20 protein-coding genes and 5 pseudogenes are annotated in these 21,722 nt (G+C 64.6%); 6 read left to right on the top strand and 19 right to left on the bottom strand.

The genetic code is table 11. The annotated features are described in order from the left end of the window. Positions 1 to 127: pseudogene (locus MPC4_RS11030) on the top strand (IS5/IS1182 family transposase); the annotation flags it as partial. Here MPC4_RS11030 and MPC4_RS11035 read toward each other — a convergent pair. After that, positions 86 to 4,666: an NACHT domain-containing protein gene (locus MPC4_RS11035; protein WP_174512575.1), complete on the bottom strand. Its 4,581-nt coding sequence runs from the start codon at positions 4,664 to 4,666 to the stop codon at positions 86 to 88. The pseudogene MPC4_RS11030 and the gene MPC4_RS11035 sit on opposite strands and share 42 nt — an antisense overlap. 28 nt (positions 4,667 to 4,694) lie before the next feature. Further along, the gene (locus MPC4_RS11040) at positions 4,695 to 5,450 is read right to left on the bottom strand and encodes a LysR family transcriptional regulator (RefSeq protein ID WP_174512576.1); all 756 of its coding nucleotides are present in this window, start codon (positions 5,448 to 5,450) and stop codon (positions 4,695 to 4,697) included. A 96-nt stretch (positions 5,451 to 5,546) separates the two neighbouring features. Between MPC4_RS11040 and MPC4_RS11045 the strand changes: the two genes are divergently transcribed. From MPC4_RS11045 to MPC4_RS11055, 3 genes and pseudogenes are all read left to right on the top strand, one after another. Beyond that, entirely contained in the window at positions 5,547 to 5,873 is a 327-nt protein-coding gene (locus tag MPC4_RS11045) for a carboxymuconolactone decarboxylase family protein (protein WP_174512577.1), read from the top strand. Between the two features lie 36 nt (positions 5,874 to 5,909). Continuing rightward, positions 5,910 to 6,283: pseudogene (locus MPC4_RS11050) on the top strand (aldo/keto reductase); the annotation flags it as partial. Positions 6,284 to 6,368: 85 nt separating this feature from the next. Next, entirely contained in the window at positions 6,369 to 7,403 is a 1,035-nt protein-coding gene (locus MPC4_RS11055) for a zinc-dependent alcohol dehydrogenase family protein (RefSeq protein ID WP_174512579.1), read from the top strand. 117 nt (positions 7,404 to 7,520) lie between these two features. Here MPC4_RS11055 and MPC4_RS11060 read toward each other — a convergent pair whose 3' ends face one another. From MPC4_RS11060 to MPC4_RS11070, 3 genes and pseudogenes are all read right to left on the bottom strand, one after another. Next, positions 7,521 to 7,919, bottom strand: a complete 399-nt coding sequence (locus MPC4_RS11060) for a CopG family transcriptional regulator (protein WP_174512580.1) — start codon at positions 7,917 to 7,919, stop codon at positions 7,521 to 7,523. Positions 7,920 to 7,926: 7 nt separating this feature from the next. Then, positions 7,927 to 9,914, bottom strand: a pseudogene (locus tag MPC4_RS11065) (conjugal transfer protein TraG). A gap of 260 nt (positions 9,915 to 10,174) precedes the next feature. After that, positions 10,175 to 10,690 (bottom strand): TetR/AcrR family transcriptional regulator, encoded by a 516-nt coding sequence (locus tag MPC4_RS11070; RefSeq protein ID WP_342343629.1) that lies wholly within the window; start codon positions 10,688 to 10,690, stop codon positions 10,175 to 10,177. Positions 10,691 to 10,896: 206 nt separating this feature from the next. Between MPC4_RS11070 and MPC4_RS11075 the strand changes: the two are divergent. Together MPC4_RS11075 and MPC4_RS11080 are read left to right on the top strand one after the other, a co-directional pair. Beyond that, positions 10,897 to 11,862 (top strand): annotated as a pseudogene (locus MPC4_RS11075) (SDR family NAD(P)-dependent oxidoreductase). A 143-nt stretch (positions 11,863 to 12,005) separates the two neighbouring features. Beyond that, complete coding sequence (locus MPC4_RS11080; protein ID WP_342343630.1) at positions 12,006 to 12,791, top strand: SDR family oxidoreductase; 786 nt, start codon at positions 12,006 to 12,008, stop codon at positions 12,789 to 12,791. 14 nt (positions 12,792 to 12,805) lie between these two features. Here MPC4_RS11080 and MPC4_RS11085 read toward each other — a convergent pair whose 3' ends face one another. The 14 genes and pseudogenes from MPC4_RS11085 to MPC4_RS11140 form a co-directional block, all read right to left on the bottom strand. Further along, a complete protein-coding gene (locus MPC4_RS11085; RefSeq protein WP_174512582.1) occupies positions 12,806 to 14,545 on the bottom strand; it encodes a relaxase/mobilization nuclease domain-containing protein in 1,740 nt (579 codons plus the stop codon). Positions 14,546 to 14,691: 146 nt separating this feature from the next. Further along, a complete protein-coding gene (locus MPC4_RS11090; protein WP_210253630.1) occupies positions 14,692 to 15,570 on the bottom strand; it encodes a lytic transglycosylase domain-containing protein in 879 nt (292 codons plus the stop codon). A gap of 186 nt (positions 15,571 to 15,756) precedes the next feature. After that, positions 15,757 to 16,095, bottom strand: coding sequence for a DUF736 domain-containing protein (locus tag MPC4_RS11095; RefSeq protein WP_174512584.1), 339 nt, complete (start codon positions 16,093 to 16,095; stop codon positions 15,757 to 15,759). 33 nt (positions 16,096 to 16,128) lie between these two features. Then, the gene (locus MPC4_RS11100) at positions 16,129 to 16,674 is read right to left on the bottom strand and encodes a S26 family signal peptidase (RefSeq protein WP_174512585.1); all 546 of its coding nucleotides are present in this window, start codon (positions 16,672 to 16,674) and stop codon (positions 16,129 to 16,131) included. Next, positions 16,671 to 17,180, bottom strand: a complete 510-nt coding sequence (locus tag MPC4_RS11105; protein WP_174512586.1) for a DUF2840 domain-containing protein — start codon at positions 17,178 to 17,180, stop codon at positions 16,671 to 16,673. The genes MPC4_RS11100 and MPC4_RS11105 overlap by 4 nt, the downstream gene beginning before the upstream one ends. Continuing rightward, positions 17,177 to 17,335, bottom strand: a complete 159-nt coding sequence (locus MPC4_RS11110) for a hypothetical protein (protein WP_210253631.1) — start codon at positions 17,333 to 17,335, stop codon at positions 17,177 to 17,179. The genes MPC4_RS11105 and MPC4_RS11110 overlap by 4 nt, the downstream gene beginning before the upstream one ends. 78 nt (positions 17,336 to 17,413) lie before the next feature. Beyond that, positions 17,414 to 18,030: pseudogene (locus tag MPC4_RS11115) on the bottom strand (ParA family partition ATPase). A 317-nt stretch (positions 18,031 to 18,347) separates the two neighbouring features. Next, positions 18,348 to 19,241 carry a replication initiator protein A gene (locus MPC4_RS11120; RefSeq protein WP_174512612.1) on the bottom strand — a complete coding sequence of 298 codons (894 nt, stop codon included), beginning with the start codon at positions 19,239 to 19,241 and terminating at the stop codon, positions 18,348 to 18,350. A 14-nt stretch (positions 19,242 to 19,255) separates the two neighbouring features. Beyond that, positions 19,256 to 19,543 (bottom strand): helix-turn-helix transcriptional regulator, encoded by a 288-nt coding sequence (locus MPC4_RS11125; RefSeq protein WP_174512613.1) that lies wholly within the window; start codon positions 19,541 to 19,543, stop codon positions 19,256 to 19,258. Between the two features lie 214 nt (positions 19,544 to 19,757). After that, positions 19,758 to 20,096: a DUF2285 domain-containing protein gene (locus tag MPC4_RS11130; RefSeq protein WP_244628962.1), complete on the bottom strand. Its 339-nt coding sequence runs from the start codon at positions 20,094 to 20,096 to the stop codon at positions 19,758 to 19,760. Continuing rightward, positions 20,093 to 20,323 (bottom strand): DUF7012 domain-containing protein, encoded by a 231-nt coding sequence (locus MPC4_RS21740; protein WP_425312456.1) that lies wholly within the window; start codon positions 20,321 to 20,323, stop codon positions 20,093 to 20,095. The genes MPC4_RS11130 and MPC4_RS21740 overlap by 4 nt, the downstream gene beginning before the upstream one ends. A 7-nt stretch (positions 20,324 to 20,330) precedes the next feature. Then, a complete protein-coding gene (locus MPC4_RS21235; protein ID WP_280514787.1) occupies positions 20,331 to 20,540 on the bottom strand; it encodes a transcriptional regulator domain-containing protein in 210 nt (69 codons plus the stop codon). A 160-nt stretch (positions 20,541 to 20,700) separates the two neighbouring features. Next, complete coding sequence (locus tag MPC4_RS11135; protein WP_174512587.1) at positions 20,701 to 20,964, bottom strand: DNA -binding domain-containing protein; 264 nt, start codon at positions 20,962 to 20,964, stop codon at positions 20,701 to 20,703. Positions 20,965 to 21,441: 477 nt separating this feature from the next. Then, entirely contained in the window at positions 21,442 to 21,654 is a 213-nt protein-coding gene (locus tag MPC4_RS11140; protein WP_174512588.1) for a helix-turn-helix domain-containing protein, read from the bottom strand. Positions 21,655 to 21,722 lie beyond the last annotated feature (68 nt).

Here is a 21,722-nt window from a genome sequence, read left to right on the forward strand (position 1 = left end):
CTTCAACAAGATCAAGCACTACCGCGGCGTCGCCACGCGCTACGACAAACGAGCCGACAATTTCCTCGCCGGAGTCAAGCTCGCCTCAATACGCATCTGGTTGCGCCATAATGAGTCGATGACCTAGAGCATCGTTCTTGGGATTGGCCGACTGCATGACCTTCGGCCAAAAACTCCGATCGGCGAAGCTGCCTTCCTCTCTCGCAAGGCGGAAGAGAACCCACGTCTCCAGTACGCGGACATCCACGGTGGTCAATGTCCTCGCCCATTCTTCCACTTGCGACCAATCCCGGTCCATTGGGTCCAGCTCGGGCTGGGGATTGACTACCACGAGCTTTCTTTCGGCGATGCGCGAGGCGCGGGATATCAAACCGCCCCGCGTGACGGCAGACAAGGCTCGCTGCCCGGCGGCGCACAGGAGCGCGAGCGATCCGAACCCCGGAATCTCGAATAGGGAAGCGGCGCCGCCGGGAGTCGGTATCTCGTGGGCGCCTTTCTTCACGAAGAGGTCTCTGACCGCGGATTCGAGGCTTCGGGCATCCTTGGCGGCGAGTATGCGGCTTCTGGCGCGCGATGCCTCGATGATCGAGCGCGCGGCGCGCATCTCCGCCTCGGTCCCGTCGCGCAGCGCGGCGAGACGATCGAATTCCTCGACCGCGGTATAGCTCTCCGGAGTGTCGTAGCGTTCGAGCCAGGGCGGATCGTCGCGACCGAATAGCGCACGCCAGCGCAGATGCTGCAGGAAGCGGTCGCTCAGCCGATGATCGTTCGAATCCAGAGCCGCCGACAGCAGATATTCCTTGAGTTCGTTCGCGGCATCCAAGGGTAGCTCCCGGGCCAGATAGTCGTACAAGCCGGCGAAGCGGTCGTTCCCGGCCAATTCGAACCGCTTCGTGGAATCGGCCTCCAGCAACGCGAAATGTAGGTAGAAATCAGAAACCTTCTCGTGCCTGAAGTCGTACTCCGCCACGTACCCACCTGCGGTTTTGAGGCTGATCCGTCTGACCTGCTTCCTTTCTTCCATGATCGCGACGTATTCGCCGAACGCCGTCGTGTCGATCTCTGGCTTGCCGTTTTCGCGCGCTTCCAACGCCGATCTGGAGAAGGCGCTGATGGGAAACGGCCGACGCAAATCCGCCTGGCAGTCTTCGTCGACCAGCCGGAATTGTTGTTCGCGCAGTCGAAAAGGATCCGGATCGATATCGAGCGACAGCAGAACGGCTGCCGTATCGAGATCCATCGGGTTCGCCAGCGTAGCGATAAAGCTGGTCAGGATTGCACGATCTGGGGAGGTCGCCGTCCCCCCTTGCGGGCTTCCGACTACTTCCTCTGACAATCGATCAAGGAAGATATCGATGCTTCGGGTGTAGTTTTCGCTACGGATGGGAGCTTTGGCATCCAGCGTGGGTTCGCGGCCCACCAAGAACTCTCTCATCTGATTTTTGGTCAGAGGAAGGAGATAGTAGGTTGCGAGCTTTCTCGGCAACGAAATGCCGACCTCCTGCGAGGTCACGAAGATGTTTGCGGTCGGATGGCCGACGATGAACTGAACTATCTTTTCCTGAAGGGCCCGATCGACCTCGTTCAGGCCGTCGACGTAGATGTCCAGGAGACCGGACTGGATGAGCGACAGTATGAGATCGGTATCGCGGCCGAGCCCGGGAAAGCGGTCGCACACGGTCGAAGCGAGATCCTCGCCGCACTCCGAGGCGCGCAGGTAGGCGAAGGGCGTTCTCGTCGCCGCGTTGGTTGCGAGGACATGCCTCAGGTAGCTCGTCTTGCCGCGTCCGGAAGGACCGAAGAGACACGTCGGGCCCTTCCAGGCGGCCAGGCCGCTGACGATCGGCTCGGGTGCGATTTTCAATCGGCCGGAAAGTGCCGCGGTCTCGGCTTCCTTCAGGTCGACGACGACGTCCGAAAGGTTGAGTTTGATGACGTGCGAACTCGGATAGTAAGGACCTTCCTTCGTTCCGAGGGAGACGCGCCCGAGCTCGCCCAGCATACCGTCCGCGAAGGGCGCAAACAGCAACCGCCTTAGCGGCCCGATCCAGACCAGAAGGATGTCGACGTAGCCCAGGCCCAGGCTCTTCCGTGCCAACGGGTTGTAGAAGACGTGCGTCCGAACCCTTTTCGACCTGCGATAGGCGACGAGCAGGATGCCCCAGAAGGTCAAATGAACGATCACGATCGCCGGAATCGCCAACAGAAGCAGGAATCCCACACGGACCAGCCACGTCCTCCTGATGGGCCAGACCTGGTCGGGCAACAGGCGGGACAACTCGGTATCCCATTCCCATAGTTGCTTGGTGTCCGCGAGGTTCCAGCCCGCGTGCGGCGCGAGCGCGGTCGCTCGCGACGCCATCTTGCGACGGAGCAGATCTCCGAGCGCATCGCTCTTCGACTTGGACCACAATTCGAAGAGCGTCTTAAGCTGTTTCGAAGGTTCGTCCTGCGTAGCCAGCGTTCCGTCGCGAAGCGACAGAAGCCACAGCATATCGCCTTGTTCGGTCAGGACCGCTGATTTCGATGGCGCCAGCCATGCCACGCACGCGGGCGCCCAGTCTTCGTTCTGGTAGCTTTCCGCCGTCGACAGCTCCAACGATCGGATCGCGAGCCGATCGTCGGAAAACGGTCCCAACGTGGCGGCATCGGCGCAGACGCCGGTCGTGCTGCCGTGCTTCGAAGGTAGCGCACGCATCAGCGAATTCGCGAATCTGTCTGGGTCGATGCTCATGGAGTTGGGGCGCGGTCCGAGGGCCCGCACGCCCCTCCCCCGAAGGCCCTCGATGGAGAATCTATCCAAGAGCCAGCCGACCCGCTCCTGGCTGAACAAGGATGCGCGATCGTTGCTCAGGGTCGAAGCCCGCGTGAAGGCACGGAGAGCCTTGGCTGTGGGTTCGTCCGGGGCGTCGGACGGCTCGATGCGAAGTCTACTCGTCGCGTCGAACGTGTCGACCAGACCCTGCACGTGATCCGTGAGCATCAGGACGTCGAACGCGCTCCTCGCGACGTCGAGATCGGCTGCGCTGGATGACAGCGATACCAGCTGGCCCATATCGCGATCCGTCCACCCATTCGGTCGAGCCGTCAGGCGGAGTACGGTAAGGATGGCCTTCTTGTTGCGTTGGATATGGTCCGTAAGGGACTCTTTATCGTCCGGCCTGAACACCAGGCGGAGCTGGGACAGCATGGGATCGTCGGAGGGCAGCGCTTCGATCAAGGCTGCAACCAACGGCTCCAGATTGTCGCGACGTGCGAGATCGACCAGAGTGCCGGGGTCCGATGCAAAGGCCCGCCGGGTCGCTTGAGCGGCCTGCAAGATGTTGCGGACCGTCTCGGTCCCGGTGCCTGGCTCATCGGGAGACGCGTTGGCGGAGTTTGCCTGCCGGGCCAGTGCGGTCGCATAGGCGTGGGCGGCGGCGGTGCCGAGTCGGGATGTCGCGGCATCAAGGCTCTTCCCTATGGTCTCGGCGGAACAGGGAGGGCCGTTCTGCGATCGCGCGAGGTTCGAGAGCAGGCTCGTCAAGATCGTAGCGGCATCCGCCGCGTTCGCATTGGGCCAGATCGCGGCAGCCGGAGCAAGGACATCGCACCGCCCCGACGCTAACATCTTCTGAAGCGGCAGGTCTGCGATCCGCGCTCTGAGTATAGCCAGCGATCCGGGAACGGCCGCCATGGCACTCAATGCGGCGTATCCGCTGTCGGAGATCCAGAAGGATTCATCCGCGCGGTGGCGCTCGATGAGAGCGGTCGCGGTGTCGGGGACAACCACTAGCAGAAGTCTCAGCGATTCGTCCCAGATGCCGGGCTCTCCGGCCTGCTCGACGATTCTCGTCAGGGCCGGCGCAAAAGCTGCGGCGCGTTCGAACGGAAGGCTCGATATGCGCGCGAGCGCGGCGCGCAGGCCCCCTTGATCCGAGCTGCCGAGAGCTTCGGACAGTTCCGCGTTCGTTACCTCCAGTCCCCGCGCCACCGCGTATCTGAAGGCCAGAATGCGCGCCTTCGGGTTGCTCGCCGATCGCAGGCCGAGCACGTAGTTTTCGGTGGCCGCGAGGATTTCGGGAAACGATGCAATCCGCTCAACGAGTTCGTCGCTCGTGCCGTTCGAAGGGTCGATTGCCCGTGCGATCAAAGCACGCTGCGCAGTCGGCGGCGCCGTTTGCATTCGTCGAAGGACTTCGTCGATTGGCCTGCCGTCGACCATGCCTCGATCGTCGAATGCGAGCGTTTTTGCCAGCGCATCGGCCAGTGTAGGCAATTCTTTGGTAAGTCGAGCGTACAGGTCGCGATTGTCGGAAAAATTCGATCGGACGCGCTTCTCGAGCGCTGCTTGCACCTCTTTCCTTGACATGATCGTATCGACAGTCTTTGGCCAGAAATCATCTCCTGGCTCGAGAACTTCCGCGTGCTTGGCTGCTAATGCTCCCAGGACGCTGGGAGACAGATCGATCGGAGCCGACAGAAGCTTCACCACGCCGGTAACGAGCCGATCTTCGGTTCTGTCGGGTAGGCCCGACCGGGCGAGCGACGGCATCGCGCTGCAGATGACCATCGACAGGACGTACGATACGGCGAGGGCAGCTCGACCGATTTTGCGCTCCCTGCGCGCGTTCGACCGAATGGTTTGGCTAAACCATTTGGGCGGTCTGCCGCAGAACCCGAACATTAGAGCCAAGGACGCCTCCCAGATCGCCCTACGGCCGCACATAATCCTCGGGCAGATAGGCGAGGCCCAGGCCGTCGAGCGCCCCCTCCAGCGCGAGCGCGATGTCGTTGACGATCAGCTGCCCTTCGACCTTGACGTTGAGCGCGCGGCCGCCTTTCTCGAATTCCCAGATGTAGAGACCGCCGCGGGTTGGAAACCGCAGATTGATGCAATTGTGGCCGGCGAGATCGTCCGGCGTTCGCAACGGCTTGCGTCCGGACAGATAGGCCGGCGAACCGACGGCGGCCATCCGCATGTCGGGGCCGATCCGCACAGCCACCATGTCCCGGGCGATGGTCTCGCCGAGCCACACGCCCGCATCGAACCGCTCTGCGACGATGTCGATAAAGCCTGAGTGCACGTTGATCTCGACCGTGATGTCGGGATAGCAGGGCAACAGCCTGGCGAGCGCCGGACGAAGCAGGGTCTCGGCGGCGTGGATTCCCGTCGTGATGCGAATGGCGCCCGCCGGCTTGTCGCGCAGCTCGCTAAGCGCGGCGAGCTCCGCCTCGATCCCGTCGAAGTGCGGGCCGATAGCGCCCAGCAATCGCTCTCCGGCCTCCGTTGGCGCGACGCTTCGGGTCGTGCGGGTCAAAAGGCGTATGCCGAGGCGTTCTTCGAGCGCGCGGATTGCGTGGCTGAGCGCCGACGTCGATACGCCCATCTGCGCCGCGGCCCGGGTGAAGCTCCGCTCCCGGGCGACACCCAGGAAAGCCAGCAGCTCGTTGATGTTTTGGCGGGTCATTGTTGAAAAGGATTCAAAAGTTCATCCCGCTTATATGCGCTAATCGGAGCGTTTCCTAGCGCCCATATTCGGTCCTCCAGAAGGAAGGACGGGATCATGGCGGATGAGAAGAACCCTATGCGGGCTCCGTGGGGCGATATTGCGCCGCGATTGACGGAGATTAGCGACGCCATCCTGTTCGACGACATATGGCGACGGCCAGGCCTCAGTCCGCGCGATCGCAGCCTTGTCACCATCGCCAGCCTGATTGCGCTCTATCGCGGCGACGAGCTGCCATTCCACCTCAACAAGGCGCTCGAGAACGGCGTCACCCGCGATGAGATCGTCGAGGCGATCACTCATCTTGCCTTCTATTCAGGTTGGCCGACCGCCAGCACAGCCCTCTCGATCGCGCGGCCGATACTCGCCGAGTCAGAGCAATAGCTACGGCTGAACCACAACCGACGTAAGGAACATACAATGCAAATGCGTGAACTCGGCCGCAGCGGTCTTAAGGTTTCCGCCATCGGGCTTGGCTGCATGGGTATGAGCTTCAGCTATGCGACAAAATTGTCCCGTGAAGAGGGCGTCGCCCTGATCCGGGCCGCGGTCGAACGCGGCGTCACATTCTTTGACACCGCTGAAGTCTATGGCCCCTTCGCCAATGAAGAGGTTGTCGGCGAAGCGTTGCGTCCATTCCGGGATCAGGTGGCGATCGCCACCAAGTTCGGCTTCGACATTAATTTTGAAACCGGTGAAATCGACGCCGTCTTAAGTCGTCCCGAGCACATCCGGCTCGCTGTGGAGGGATCGCTCAAGGCCTTGGCGTCCCGACAATCGACCTCCTCTACCAGCAGGCGATGGTCGGGCGAGACGCCCCGCCAGTCCGCGCCGACGCATAATTCGATTCAGGACCTCGCGAAGAATTAGGAAAACGTCATGCGCGCAACTGTCATGTACAAGGCTCACGACGTCCGGGTCGAAAGCGTTCCAGACGCCGCCATCAAAGCCCCGACCGATGCTGTGATTCGAATTACCCGCGGCTGCATCTGTGGCAGCGACCCATGGCCCTACAATGACGGACCCAAGGAGAATGGTCAGCGTATGGGGCATGAAGCGATCGGGATCGTCGCGGAAGTCGGCAGCGACGTTCACAAGATCCGGCGCGGTCAGCTCGTCGTCATGCCCTTCGCCTATTCAGACGGCAGCTGCATGTTCTGCGAGGAAGGGCTGAACACCTCCTGCGTGCATGGCGGCTTCTTCGGCAACGGCGGCGAGCCTGGGGGCGCGCAGGAGGAGGCGCTGCGCATCCCGCAAGCCGACGGCACGCTCTACCCCTTGCAGGTCGGCGAGGATGACGCGCTGACGCCTTCGCTGCTCACGCTCTCCGACGTGATGGGCACCGGCCACCATGCGGCGGTGACGGCGCGAGTCGCGCCGGGCCATAGGGTCGCGGTGGTGGGCGACGGCGCCGTCGGGCTGTGTGGGGTGATCGCGGCCAAGCGTCTGGGCGCAGAGCAGATCATCATGATGGGGCGTCATCCGGGCCGCACAGCGCTCGCGACGGAGTTTGGCGCGACCGACATCGTCAGCGAACGCGGCAAGGATGCAATTGAACGGGCACGCGAGCTGACGCAGGGCTTCGGCGTCCACTCTGTTCTCGAATGTGTCGGGAGCGCGCAAGCGATGGACACGGCGCTGGGCATCGTGCGGCCTGGCGGTGCGATCGGCCGCGTCGGCGTCCCGCACTATGGCCCCATCGACCTCTCGACCGCGCCCTTCTACCACAATGTGATCGTCGCCGGCGACCCAGCGCCTGTACGCGCGTATATTGCCGAGCTTCTCCCCGATGTGATGGAGGGCCGCATCGAGCCCGGACGGGTTTTTGACCGCACCATCAGCCTCGACGAAATCCCCGCCTGCTATCGCCTCATGAACGAGCGGGAAGCGCTGAAGGTGATGGTGCGGCCCTAGATCAGCGATCAGAGCCGCTTCCGGCGCGTCCACATGAGAGAATTGCCCCTTCCGAACCGAACGACCGATTTCCGCGCTGAGCTGATTGTCCGCATCGAGAAATCTTTGGAAATGGCATTACGTCTTCTCCGCTGTTCCCTGCTGAGCGTCTCCCAGATCCTCCGGGATCTCCTGCCGCAGCCTCGGCCCCTGACTGAGCCGGCAGCCGAGCGTGGCGACAAAGCTGTCGTACCGGGCGCCCGCCTTCGCCCGCGCCGCCTGCGCAGCGGGCTCTGGCAGCGGCGGTGTGGTGGCCAGCCAGAAACGGATGAACAGCGCCAGCGTCTCAATGCCGATGCCGACATCCCGTTCGAGCCGGGCCAAGCGCCGGTCTTGCTGGTCGAGGCGCTTGGCGATCGCGGCCTCGGCGATCAGCGGCATCGGCTGCTCGCGCCGGGCGGCATAGGCTGAGAGCGTCTTCATGACATCGGGATCGAGATAGACAGACATCTGGGCTTTCTTCTTCGGCCTGGCCATCGCCGCCTCACAGCCCGAGATCGTCGCTGGGATCGAGCGACGCCTGGCGCGCGACGCCCTGCATGAGATCGTTCATTCGCCCGATGCGTGGAGCGTCCTCCTCCAGCTCGTCGGCGGCGTCCAGCAAGAACTCATTGTCGAGCGGCTCCTTCTTTTCGATGGATTTCATCCGATCGAGCTCGGGTTGTCGCCGCCGCTCGGCCGCCCGTGGATTTTCGTCTTCGCCCTGCTCCCCGTCCGGCGATGCTTCGTTGACGACCGGGCGCAACGGCAGGGGCCGCGCGCTCCAATCGTCGGATCGAGCCTCAGTCTGGACCGCGTTAACGGGCGGCGGCAGGATGCGCTCCTGGAAGCGGGCGTCTTCGTAATAGCGCGCCTTCTTCGCGCGGATCGGATGAACGCCCGACGCCATGACGATCTCGTCCGACGCCGGAAGCTGCATCACCTCGCCGGGCGTGAGCAGCGGCCGCGCCGTTTCCGAGCGGGAAACCATGAGGTGGCCGAGCCAGGGCGACAGCCGGCTGCCGGCATAGTTTTTCATCGCCTTCATCTCAGTCGCCATGCCCAACGCGTCCGACACGCGTTTGGCGGTGCGCTCGTCGTTGGTCGCGAAGCTTACCCGGACGTGGCAGTTGTCGAGGATCGAATTGTTGGGGCCGTAGGCCTTCTCGATCTGGTTCAGCGATTGGGCGATCAGGAAGCTCTTGATTCCATACCCCGCCATGAAGGCGAGCGCAGACTCGAAGAAGTCGAGCCGGCCCAGCGCCGGGAACTCGTCGAGCATGAGAAGCAACCGGCGCCGTCCGGCCTTGGCCTGCAGATCTTCCGTGAGCCTCCGGCCAATCTGATTGAGGATCAGGCGGATCAGCGGCTTGGTGCGGGTGATGTCCGATGGCGGCACCACGAGGTACAGGGTGGTCGGGCGATCTCCGCCGACGATGTCGGCGATGCGCCAGTCGCAGCGCCGCGTCACCTCAGCCACGATCGGGTCGCGGTAGAGGCCGAGGAACGACATGGCGGTGGAGAGCACGCCGGACCGCTCGTTGCCGGATTTGTTTAGCAGTTCGCGCGCGGCGCTGGCGATGACCGGATGCGGGCCAGCCTCGCCGAGATGAGCGGTCCGCATCATCGCCGCCAGCGTCGATTCGATCGGCCGCTTCGGATCGGACAAGAAGGCGCCGACGCCGGCGAGCGTCTTGTCCGCCTCGGCATAGAGCACATGCAGGATCGCTCCGACCAGCAGAGCATGGCTGGTCTTCTCCCAGTGGTTTCGCCTTTCCAGGCTCCCTTCAGGGTCAACCAGAATATCCGCGATGTTCTGGACATCGCGCACCTCCCATTCGCCGCGGCGGACCTCGAGCAGCGGATTGTAAGCAGCCGACCTCGCATTGGTCGGGTCGAACAGAAGGACGCGGCCGTGCCGCGCCCGAAAGCCGGCGGTGAGCTGCCAGTTCTCGCCCTTAATGTCATGCACGATCGCCGAGCCCGACCAGGTCAGCAGCGAGGGGATGACCAGCCCGACGCCCTTCCCCGAGCGGGTGGGCGCGAAGCACAGGACATGCTCCGGCCCATCATGGCGGAGATAGGCGCGCTCGAACCGGCCAAGCACCACGCCATCCGACCCGAGCAACCCTGCCTGGGCGATCTCCTTCGCCTCGGCCCAGCGCGCCGAACCATAGGTCTCGACGTTCCTGGCCTCACGAGCGCGCCAGACTGACATGCCGATCGCGACGGCCGCGGCAATGATTCCTCCTGATGCGGCGATATAGGCGCCTTCCATGAAGATCGATGGCGCATAGGCGTCATAGGCAAACCACCACCACAGGAAGGCTGGCGGCTGGTAGAATGGGAAGTGAAGCAGTTCGAACCAAGCCCCCCAAGCTCGGGCTGGAAGCCGAGCCGCCAGGCCGTCCATTCCGTCGCGGTCCACGTCGTCACGAGGACGACCACGAAGACGGTGAGAACCTGGCCCCAGAGAATCTTGGTTGCCGACACATGCCTCTCCTTGTCTGAAAGGAGAGGTCGGGATCAAAATTGGAGGAATGCAAGCTTTCCGGATACGAGTTCCTACCCGGTCGAGCCGGCGCGAAAAAATACTTGAAGGGGCGTAAGCTGCGGTTTTGGGCGCGTCACAGCGGAGAGCTTCGCGCTCGCCCGCGGCGCGGCCAATAGCGTCCTCCGTCAACTCAAGACACACAGGCAGCGGATGCGCTTGCGCTCCCGGTTATCGCCGCGGCGATCTGTGCTGAGACGTCTCACGTCCGGGTCCGGACGCCCGCGATCAATATGTCGACCAGACGCTTGGCCGCCTGCTCGCCATCGGCCCCCAAGCCTATGTTGGCGACTCCGGCGATCGCGCGCAGCAGGTCGAGCGGATCAAGCTCCAGGCGAATGTCGCCGCTCGCGACCGCGCCATCGACCAGCTTCGCGATCGACTGCTTCACCTGTGCCGTGGACGCCGAGTACAGATCGGACGTCCCGCCAACAATCGAATTGAGCAGTTCGTACATCCCGTGCTTGGCGGCGATGTAGTCCACGAACAGCAGCAGCCATTCACGTAGCGCCGTCACTGGAGGCTGCGTCTCCGCGAGGCGGCCGGCGGCGGCGACAAGCTGCTCGGTCTCGTTGCGATAGACCGCCGCGACCAGCGCATCGCGGGTGGGGAAATGGCGGTAGAGCGTCCCCGCCCCGACGCCGGCGATCCGGGCGATCTCATCAAGGCTGGCGCCGGATCCCTTTTCGGCGAAAGCAGCCTTCGCCGTTTCGAGCAAGCGAATGCGGTTGCGCTCCGCATCGGCTCGCGGCTTGCGGACGGCAGCAGGTTCACCCTTATCAGCCACCTCGAAAATACCCCTTGATAAACGGAGACAGTCTCCGTATTTAAAGCGGAGACACTCTCCTCTTACGTCAAATCAGCTCGGCGAACAAGGGTTTGCCGGCGCGAGGAGCGGTGCGTCCATTAGGGAAGGAGATTGCTATGACCGGACCCTTCGGAGCGGCATCCACGACAGATGACGTGCTTTCGGGCAAGGATCTCAGCGGAAAGCGCGTGCTCGTCACCGGCGTGTCGGCCGGTCTTGGCGTGGAGACGGCCCGCGCGCTTGCGGCCCATGGCGCCCACGTGGTCGGCGCCGCACGCGACCTCGCCAAGGCGGAGCGGGCGACGGCTGAGGGTCCGCGCGCAGGCGGCGAATGGCGGCGCGCTGGAGCTGGTCGAGCTTGATCTCGCCTCGCTCAAGAGCGTGCGCGCCTGCGCCGACGCCCTGCTTGCCGAGGGGCGGCCCTTCGCCGTCGTGATCGCCAATGCCGGCGTGATGCGGACGCCCTTCGGGCACACCGCCGATGGGTTCGAAACGCAGTTCGGCACCAATCATCTCGGGCATTTCGTGCTGGCGAACCGCATCGCCTCGCTGATCGCGCCGGGCGGCCGGCTGGTGAACGTCTCTTCCGCCGGCCACCGCTATGCGGATGTGGATCTCGACGATCCGAACTTCGAACGCACGCCCTACGACCCGATGGTCGCCTATGGCCGGTCCAAGACCGCCAACATTCTGTTCGCGGTGGAGTTCGACCGGCGGCACAAGGCGCGCGGGGTGCGGCGGCGCTGCACCCGGGCGGGATCATGACCGAGCTCGGCCGCCACATGCAGCCGGGCGAGCTCGAGGCGACCGTGGAGCGCATCAACGCCCAGCTGGCGGCCGAGGGCCGGCCGCCCCTCCAGTTCAAGACGATTCCTCAAGGGGCCGCGACCTCGGTCTGGGCCGCTTTCGTCGCGCCGGCCGAAGAGATCGGCGGACGCTACTGCGAGGACTGCCAAGTATCGCAGCTCACCGAAGGGCTGATCAGCCCGGTCACCCCCGGCGTCAGGCCCTACGCCCTCGATCCGGAGCACGCCAAGGCGCTCTGGGCCAGGAGCGAAGAGCTGGTCGGCGAGCGCTTCTGATCGCCGCCTCACAGTGGAGAACCGACAATGCCACAGAGAAACTGGCTCATCGCCGGCGTGAGCAGCGGCTTCGGCCGCATCATGACCGAGCACTGCTCGCCCGCGGCTATCGCGTCGCCGGGACCGTGCGCGATCTTTCGGTCATGAACGACCTCAAGGCCGAGCATGGCGACCGGCTATGGCTGGCCAAGCTCGATCTCTCCGAGACCGGCGCGATCCGGAGCGTCGTCGATCGCGCCTGGGCCGCGCTCGGCCGGATCGACGTCGTGGTCAGCAACGCGGGCTATGGCCTGCTGGGCGCCGCGGAGGAACTGACGGACGAACAGGTCCGCCATCAGATCGACACCAACCTTGTCGGCTCGATCCAACTGGTCCGCGCGGCGCTTCCGCACCTCCGCGCGCAGGGCGGCGGCCGCATCCTGCAGCTTTCGAGCATGGGCGGCCAGGTCGCCTTCCCGGGCGGCTCGCTCTATCACGCGACCAAATGGGGCATTGAGGGCTTCCTCGACGCCGTCGCGCAGGAGGTCGCGGTGTTCGGGATCGGCTGCACGCTGATCGAGCCCGGCGGGGCGCGCACCGATTTCCGACATCGCAGCGCCAGGGTCGCCGACACGCTGACCGCCTATGACGCATCGCCGTCCCGAATGGTCAACCGGATCATCGCCGACACTGCCCGGCCCTCGCCCGGCGATCCGGCGAAGATGGTCGAGGCGATGATCACCAGCGTCGACCGGGAGCCGGCGCCGAGGCGAATCGCGCTCGGCAGCGACGCCTATCAAATCATGCGCGCGCAACTCTCCGCCCGGCTGGAGACGCTGGAGGCGCAGCGCGAGCTCGCCTGCTCGCCGGATTTCCCGCCGGAAGAAGGCGCTGGAAAAACGCCGCCGTGGTTTGCCTCCGGATCACAAACAAGCGCCGGCAGCCAATGACGGCTCCGTCGGCGCTATAGGCCCAAACCGCGTTTCCGCCCGAAGCCCCAGTCGATGCCGCCATCATCGCGCGTGACGCCGGAGACGTGCCGGCCGAGCTGCTTTTCGAGCGAAGGCGACCAGGGCACGAGCTGGAAGCCGAGCCCGTCGTCGATCATGGCGAAGCGGCCGGAGGCGAGCGCGAAGCGCTGGCGGTAGGTCCCCGCGACATATTCGCCCGTTGCAGACGGGTTGAACGACAGGCCGGTCTCGACCGACAGCCGCTCACCCAGCGTCTCGACCTCACGGCGCCGCAGCGTGCCGATCAGATTGCGGGCGAAGACGATCCCGTTGGCCTGCCGCTCGGCGAGACCCTGCCCGATGAGTTGCTCGGCGCGGCGCTCCATCGCCTCGCGCACCTCGGTGCCGAAGCCGGCGTGCCCGAGAGCGGCTGGATCCCGTGCGATCGCCTGTCGGTCGAGCCAAGTCGTGCCCGTCGCAGTGATCTGTTGGTCGATGGAAAGGTCCGAGCGGACTGCCAGCGCCGCGCGCCGCCGCCCCTGCGCGTCATCGAACTTGCGCAGCTCGACGATCGAGCCCGGCGCGCTGTCGCCCGCAGCGTCAAGATCGGGCAGCCTGATGTGGTGCGTGCGGCCGTCGACGCCGTCGATCACGGCATAGGCCGTGCCCTTCAGCTCGTCGTCGAGACCGCGATCAACCAGCCGGCCGATAACGGGATCGTCCAGGCTCTCGCCGGCCAGCACATAGCTCGCGGTCGCGCGCTCGATGCCGCGTTCGGTCAGGGTGCGATGGATGCGCTTGATGATGTCGCCGCGTTCGCCGAGCTCGCGCAACCTCGCCTCGGCATTTTCCGACAGCGCCCATTGGCCGGGACCGACCTGCTCGGCGAGGCCGAGCGATTCCAGTTTGCGCAGGCGACCGACCTTCAGCGCGTGGAATTCGTCGGGCTGGCGATCGGCATGTGGGGCCGTATCGATGACGCCGGTTCGGAAGGCATCGCGCGAAAGCTGCCTGTCGAGACTGGTCCAACGCTCGCTGTCGATCTGACGTTCGAGCGTGCGGCGTATCTCCTGATCGGTGCGCGGCCCCAGCTCCTGCGTGATCAGGTGCTGGGCGCGGTCGCGCATGCCCTGCTTGATGTAATTCCGGTCGATGACGAGGTCCTGGCCGTCATCAGTGCGGCCGCGGATGATGATGTGGACATGGGGACGCTCGGTGTTCCAGTGGTCGACGGCGACCCAATCGAGCTTCGTCCCGAGATCCTTCTCGACCTGGTTCATGAGGTCGCGGGCGAAACCCTTCAGGTCCGCCATCTCCACCGCGTCGTCAGGCGAGACGATGAAGCGGAAATGATGCCGGTCGTCCTTGCACCGTTCGGCGAAGGCGTTGGGATCGGCGTCATCGCTCTCGGGGCCGAACAGCTTCGCCTTCTCCCCATCGCGGGTGACGCCCTCGCGGCGGAGATAGCCGAGATGAGCGGCGAGCTTGCCGCGTTGCATCGCAAGGCGCAGGAAGCGCCCCTTGACCACGGTGCCGCGCGAACGGCTGGCGAGGAGCCGGTTAGCCTGAACGGCGGCGACGCGGCCTCTCCCTAAGCGTGAGCCGCGGCGTCCAGCGATCGCGCCGTTACGAGCGATTCCTCCGCCTGCCTTCTGGGCGGCGGCGAGTGCCTGGGCGATGAACGGTTTGGCCCGCTGGGCGCGCGAGGAGCGGATGCGCCCGGGCCGGACTTGAAAATCATCGTCACGCGCCATCGCCGGCCTCGGCAATGTGCAGAAAAGACAGATTCAGCAATAACTTGATGTCGGATCGCACATTGCGCGAAGAGGCCGCACCTTGCCGGAACGGCGAGAAAGCCCTAGAAAAACAACACCCCGACCGCGCCGCACATTGCCGGCTTTTATCCTGCCGTCGAACGGTCGTTGCTTCCCGCTCCCTGTTGGATTTGATCCTCTCCACGCCGCTCCACGATGGCATACGCTGGCCCGCGAGATTCCTCACTGTAGCCGCTCCGCGCTTGCACGATGCACAAACAATCCCTCCGGGTGCGGGATGACCGCCGAAACATCGACAACTGGATTGAGTATCGGCGTGCGTCTCGCTGCATGTCGGGCGATGACCGATCGGCCGTTGCATTGCTCTCAGACGGGCGAATGCTGACGGCCGCCTCGCGGGTCACGAAGAGCGACGAGCGAGTCCACGGCAACGAAGCGCGCGCTGAATCGGCGATCACAATCGGACCGTCGATCTGCATGGCCTCGATCATCGGCGCAAGCGTCGCGACGTAGGCTCTCGTCTCAGCAGGCAGCGCCCGGCCGGTCGACAGATGTTCTTCATAGCGCGCGGGACCCGCATTGTAGGCTGCAAGGAAGCCTGGCGGGCCGTAGCGATCGTACATTTCGCGCAGATAGGCCGCGCCGGCCATGATGTTGTCGGGCGGATCGTAAGGATCGACGCCGAGATGATGGCGAAGGCGCAGCTCCGTCCACGTTTTGGGCATGATCTGCATCAGCCCCATGGCGCCCTTTGGCGACGCGGCGCGTACGTCGCCTCCGCTCTCGGCGTGCATGACGGCGCGGATCCACATCGCCGGAATGCCGAAGCGCCGCGCCGCCTCGGCGATGACACTCGCGGAGGGATCGACGCTCAATATGCGTTCCGGCGGCGGCGTGATTTGCGCCGCTGGCCGGGCGATTGCCGGATGATCCAGCGGCACGAAGATCAACAGGATTGCCGTTGCAAGCGACGCCGTTCTCCTGAGCACAACCAAGCCTGCCATCGTGCTCGCGGCCGTCCAGGGCAAGGCGCTCATGCGCCGGCCTGACGGCCGCCCCGGACGGCCGCTGCGCGCGATGGCTTTCCGACTGTCGCGCGGGACGCAGGGATGAGACGGTCGTTCCGCAAACAAAGGGATGGGAAATGATGCATGGGTTACGCGCGCTGACGGGCGCAAGATCCGCATGCGTCACCGCCGATCTTCGCGCTTCGACGGACGGCTCCATAGCAAATGGAAGCTCTTCCTGCGCGGCTCGGACTGGAACAGATTGGCGCGGATCGGCTGCGTGAAGGTCGGATCGTCGATCAGGAGGGAGACGTAATCGCCGGCCTTCTCGCCGGTGCGCTTCCAGGCTGCGCCGACCTCCGGTCTCTCCGCATCCGAGCCGAGATGGATGCGATAGTCCGGCGCGTTTTCGGCGTCGGCATTGTCAGCTGGAACAAGGGTCAGTTCGACGTCGAGGGCGAGCGTCTTGAGGCGGCCGGCATAGCCGTCGGATGTACGAATGAAGTCGCCGATATGCGCCATGTTCCATCTCCAGGTTTGTTGGCGGATTGAAAATCAGTGCGTGGCCGCCCGCCATTCATGATGGCCGTCGCTCTCCTCGTCGGTCCAAAGCGGCGTCGCGCGACCGATGATCGAGGACGCTGGGATCGGGCCGAAATAACGGCCGTCAAGACTGTCCTGGATGTCCGGGTTCATCAGAAAGATCTCGTCGGGGCCAATCGTCCGGCAGCCGCTCCAGGCCGGAAGATCGCGGCCGCGGCTGTCGCGCTCCCGCGCCTCGCCGATGACGACGCCATCCACCGTGACCGTGCGGCTCCTGCGGCAGACGATCTGCCCCGGCAGCCCCATCACATGCTTCAGGAGAGGCACGCCCTTTGGCAGAAAGCCGCGCTCCGCGAGGAAGGCCGCGACGGGCTCCGGCGGCGCCACGGCGACCAGTTCGGTGATATAAAGATCGCCGGCCGGCTGAAGCTCATAGAGCCCGACCGGCGTGCTGGCGGTGGCGTTCCAGATCAGTCTGGGCGCCGGAGGGAAGAACGCCAAGGCGCTGACCGCCAACGCCGAGAAATACGTGGCCATCGCCCATCCGAAGCGGGTCATGACTGCACCTTCCGGCGCAGCAGCCAGGCGTCGTGCTGTTCGCGCGTATAGGGGCGCGGCTCATGGCCGACGGTCAGACGGGCGTGGACGTGGCGCCAATGCTCGGGCGCGGCGTCGGCTGCATCGAGGCCGATGGCCTCCACCGCATCGATCGCCTGCAGCGCTCGTTCGACCTTCGGCCAACCGTCGATACGCAGCAAAATGTCGCCGCCGGGACGAATGAAGGGCAGCGTCTGATAGCGCTCGCCAGGTCCGACCGCACGCACGATGTCGATGCGCGAGACGACGGTCCCGAAATCGTTCGAGGCCCATCGGACAAACGCGAATATGGAGTTCGGCGCGAAGCTGACGATGCGATGGCGGCGGTCGAGGATCTTCTCCTCGGCAGAATCCCCAAACCTGATCCAGTGCTCGACCCGCTTTTCGATCCAGGTCAACGCAACATGCGTGAGGCCCGGCGCATTCCCGCGAACATTGGGGCTGTGAGACCGTGCATCGCCATTCATGGCGCTTCTCCTTCGATGTTGGGGAATCCGCGCCCGAGCAGCTCGCGCAGCGTGTTTGGGACGGTGACGCCGTGCCGGAAAGCGACGGCCTTGATGCAGCGGCGCAGTTCGAGCGCGTTGTCGATGGTCAAGGGGACGGTGAAGCCGACGGGCATCGTTGCTGCGTTTGGCTGGCGTCTCTGGAGGCTGCGCCGAGAACTCGGCCTTGAGGGGCGGCGAGGCGAAGCCGCGTTTCAGGGGCTGTGCGCTCCCTCCCGCGCGATCGAAACCATCTCGCCGAACCGGGACTCCGGTCGTCCGTAGCGCGCGGCATCGGCGAAAGCGGCGCGCTGGCCGACGATGCTGGCGAGCAGCGGAGAGCCGTGCTCGGCGAGCGTTGCGGCCAACTCGCGTGCGCTGACGGCGCCATGTCACGGCGGTTCGACGCGAAGCGTGCAGAGAGCTGCGGACGGTCGATGCGCGTTTCCTGACGGAGCGTCAGCATCTCGACCGAGACGCATCCGTCGAGCGGCGATGGCTGGCCGGAGTTCGGCGCCAAGTCGCAAGGCAAGAGCGCCGAGAGTGTCAATCCTGCAGCGCTCGATGGCTTGTCGATGACGACATGATCGCAAGAGCGCGCCAGCTCGGACGCTGTTCCTCGGAGTCTGCTGCGCGCCAGGCCGACGCCGCCGAACAGCCTCGGCAATCGGTCCCGCGCCCGCTTTTGCGACCAGTCCAGCGCGGAGCCTTGCGAGTCCGCGTCGATCAGCACGACGCACAGCCGGCCCGCGCCGACCCATTCGCAGTTCAGACGGAGGGCCAACGTTGTCTTACCGGCGGCGGCCTCTTGGGTGAGAAGAGCCACGATCATGACGTCTTCCCGGCGTCGGGATGGCCATGGCGTGGCGGATGTCACAACGGCGGCGCGAAGAGAGGCAAGTCGTGGGATAAAGAGCGTCTGAATCCGATGGACTTCGAACACGCAAGCATCTTCGGAGCGCTTTGTCCCTGATCCGTGGAATGCGCGCTCCGTTAGCAGGAATCCGAAGGATACCCTGTTAGGTAAGTTAGAAGGGGCTCGACGACGCCATTTGGGCCAAGGAGTTACGTGCTCCTCCGGTTCCCGATAGTACGGGAACAGGGTTCCCGATAGTACGGGTCGGGGGGTTCCTGATAGTACGGATCGATTCACAGCTTATCCCCAGACTTATCAACAGCACCTGTGGAAAACCGACGGCGCGGCCGATGCGGGGAACGCGCATCGCCGGCACGCTCAAATGTCAGCCTCGTCTCTCCATCGTCGTCGGCTTCAAGGCCGAGGCGATAGCCCGGCAGCGGCTGGCGGCGAACGATGGCGCGCAGCTCGAAGGCGAAGCGCTTGAACGGCGACAAGCTGCCGGATTTGAGATGCAGATGTCCGAGGTCGAAACTCCAGCCGTTCCGCTGACGCCCGCCGTGCTTGCGCACCAGGCGATAGAGCCAGCGCTCAAGGCCGCCGGTCAGATCGAAATAGGCGCGGTCGATGGTGAGCACGAAGGCGTCGTTTATGACGCCGGCATAGAACCAATCCGGCAGGATCAACTCGATGCCCCTGGGGCGGCCGTTGCCGTCGAGTCGCTCCTTCCATTCGTTGATCCAGGAGAAGCGGTGCCGGCGTCGCACGCTGGGCTGGCGGATCGAGGTCGCGATGGTGGTGGCCTGCAGCCGGTCGAGTGCGGCCTTGAGGCGGTCGTAGTTCAGCGCGCTGTCGCTGCGCCCAATGAAGGCGAGAATCTCATGTGGCGTCGCCGTCATCAGGCGGGACGTCATCAGGCCATGATCGCGCGCCTCGACGATTTGTGAGGCCGCCCAGATCAGCACGTCGGCGTCCCAGATGGTCACCATACCGTGCTCTTGCGTCGCCTCCACCCGGATGCTGACTTCGCCCATGCCGAAATCGATCGGCCGGATGCGCCGCGACTTGGACAGGCTGAAGAACGGCCAGGACATCAGATCCTGCGCGTCGCGTGGCGCCATGCGGCCGGGCAAGGCGCGGAACAGATCGAGCTGCTGGCGCTCGGCAGGGTCGCGGCGTGCGGACATCGGCGCGCGCTCGCTCAACGACGATTGTGGGCGGGAATGGGAGCCGGACCGGCTGTGTCTCCCCGGCCGGCGTTGCGCGCCTCGACATAGCGAGGATCCGAGGTGGAGCGGCAGGCGGCGCCATCGGCCCAGGTCTCAAGATCATCGATGGCATAGACCACGCGCCCGCCCAGCTTGCGGAAGGTCGGGCCGCTGCCATGGCAACGATATTTTTCCAGCGTGCGCGCCGACAGGCCGAGCAGGCGCGCGGCCTCATGGGTCCGGACGTAACGCGCCGCGATTTCCGCAAACCTGTCGCGCATGATGAGCTCCGTGTCGATCAAGAGCGCCGCAGACAGATCGCGGCGCGTCGGGATTACGGTGGCGGAGAAAGCGGACGCAGGGGGAGGACGAAGTTGCGCTGGGACATCCGTGTCCCCCCTCGGGCGCGCCAAAGGCGACGCTAGGCTGAACAAGCGCGCTGCAGATCGCTGGGAGCGTAGGAGAGGAGCGGAAATGGGACAGACGGAGACGGCGTCAGCCGCCGCGCAACAGCTCGCGATAGCCGCCGTTCATCAGCGCGACGGAGTCGCGGATCAGTCGGTTCGCCTTGCGACGCGTCGCCGAGCTCTTCCATTCGATGGCCGGAAGCGCGGCCGCTTCGGCGTCGATCAGCGCGGCGGCGATGTCGCGTGGACCCGCGCCTGCAAGCCGGAAGTCGAGAGCGTGCAGGAGGAGGATTAGGCGCGCGCGCCGCAGCGGCGTCAGGTCCAGGGCGCGCGGCGGCAGACCGGCGGGACGGCCGCGCAAGCGCCGATAGAACCGCTGCATGACCTCGATCCGAAGCTCGAACGCGGCGTCGAGCGGCAGGATCACGGCGGACGCCGACCGGCCTCAACGCCATGCAGCCACAGGCGATGATCGCCGTCAGCGTCAGCGAGAATCAAATGGCGGTCGTCGCCGTCGCGTCGGTTTGCGATGACTCGGCTGAAGGATGACGGGTCAAGCGGCCCAACATCGAACCCGGCGGGCGCCGGCGCCAGGATCAGCGTCGCGGGCGCGATCTCCGGACGCCAGAGCGCTGGTTCATGGCTCGCTGAAATCTCGGGATCATGGGCAAAAGCTCAACCCCCATCGGCGGGCAAGGTCGGAGCGCGCGGCGTCTTCGCCGAGCGTCCCTTGCGCAATCCGACGCCGCATCCGGCTCCAGTCTTTGCGATAGTCAGGATTGCGGCGCAGGAACTCCATTGCGAAGCCCGACCGATCAAGGCGGTTCAGTTGTTCCTGTGCTTCCACGGATCGCCAAAAGGATGTCGGCACAAGCAGTCTCCATTGCAACGCCTCTCGGAGGACATCTATGGGAAACCGTCATTCTTCAGCGATCGCAAAGCTCGACTAGCCCAAAAACTCGCATCATGCGGCGCTCTCCTCAGCATAATTCGAAGCCGACGAAGAGAAGATTCTTCTCTCGGTGTGGCCGCTATTGCAGCCGCGGTTCCAGCAGGTGCTGATAGCCCCGTTCCGTCATCCAGCGGGCGCGCGCCAGATGGCTGTCATGCACAATTTTGGCGCGCTCCGGCTCGCTCGCCGGATCGAGCCCGAAGATGATGAGGACGACCTCGCGCCAGTCGGCGCCCTCGGCGTCGGCGTCGAGCAGCCTGATATAGGTCGCCAAATGGCGCTCGTCGTAAGCGCTGACACGGTCGGTCTGAGGCGGGCGGTCATCGAACGGCGGAATGGTCACGTAAAGACTTCCCAGTTGGCGTTTGAAGTGAAGCAACAACCACGCCGATTCGCGAGATCAGCGTGGCGCCGTTGCCGCCGTTGACGCATCACGCGGATCATTGGCGGCATCAGACGGACGAGCGACGCCAGTAGCTCAGGCGTCGGACCCACCACCGATGCTCCGGGGGCAACTTAAACGCATGGCGTGTGGAGTATCTACCTTGCTCGCTAACATGGATGTGCGTGGGGGGTTGGGCGAAATGAGAAGACGGCATGACGCGGGAGCAGTTCGCAAAGATCCCGAGCTTCTCGCAGCAATATCTCAGCGATATCGAGGGGAGCCGCCGCAATTCGAGGCGGTACAATTGTTCTAGCTGTCACAGACGCGCGCCTGTCCCACATTTGGTTGACGGCGCCCGACGAAGAGGCGCCATCAGCGGCGGCGGCATTTTCCGGTATTGAGAGACGGCGACAGCAAGTGTCGCCAGGAGCGACTTCACTCGGAACGTCGAAAGAATTCGGCCGGGTCGACCTCCAAAACTTCGGCGAGCTTTTCGAGCATATCGACGGTCGCCGAATGTTCTTCGCGTTCAAGCATTCCGACATAATTGCGATTGATGCCCGCACGGTCGGCAAGCTCCTCCTGCGACAGGCCCTTCGCGTGTCTCAGCGTCCGCAGATTTCTGGCGACGATCTCCCGCAAGTTCATGCGGAGACGTCGCCGTCTCACCTAATATATTGCCACCTAGTAAACTCGTGTCCCGTGCAAGCTCGGCG

Source organism: Methylocella tundrae (assembly GCF_901905185.1).
GTDB classification, from domain to species: domain Bacteria; phylum Pseudomonadota; class Alphaproteobacteria; order Rhizobiales; family Beijerinckiaceae; genus Methylocapsa; species Methylocapsa tundrae.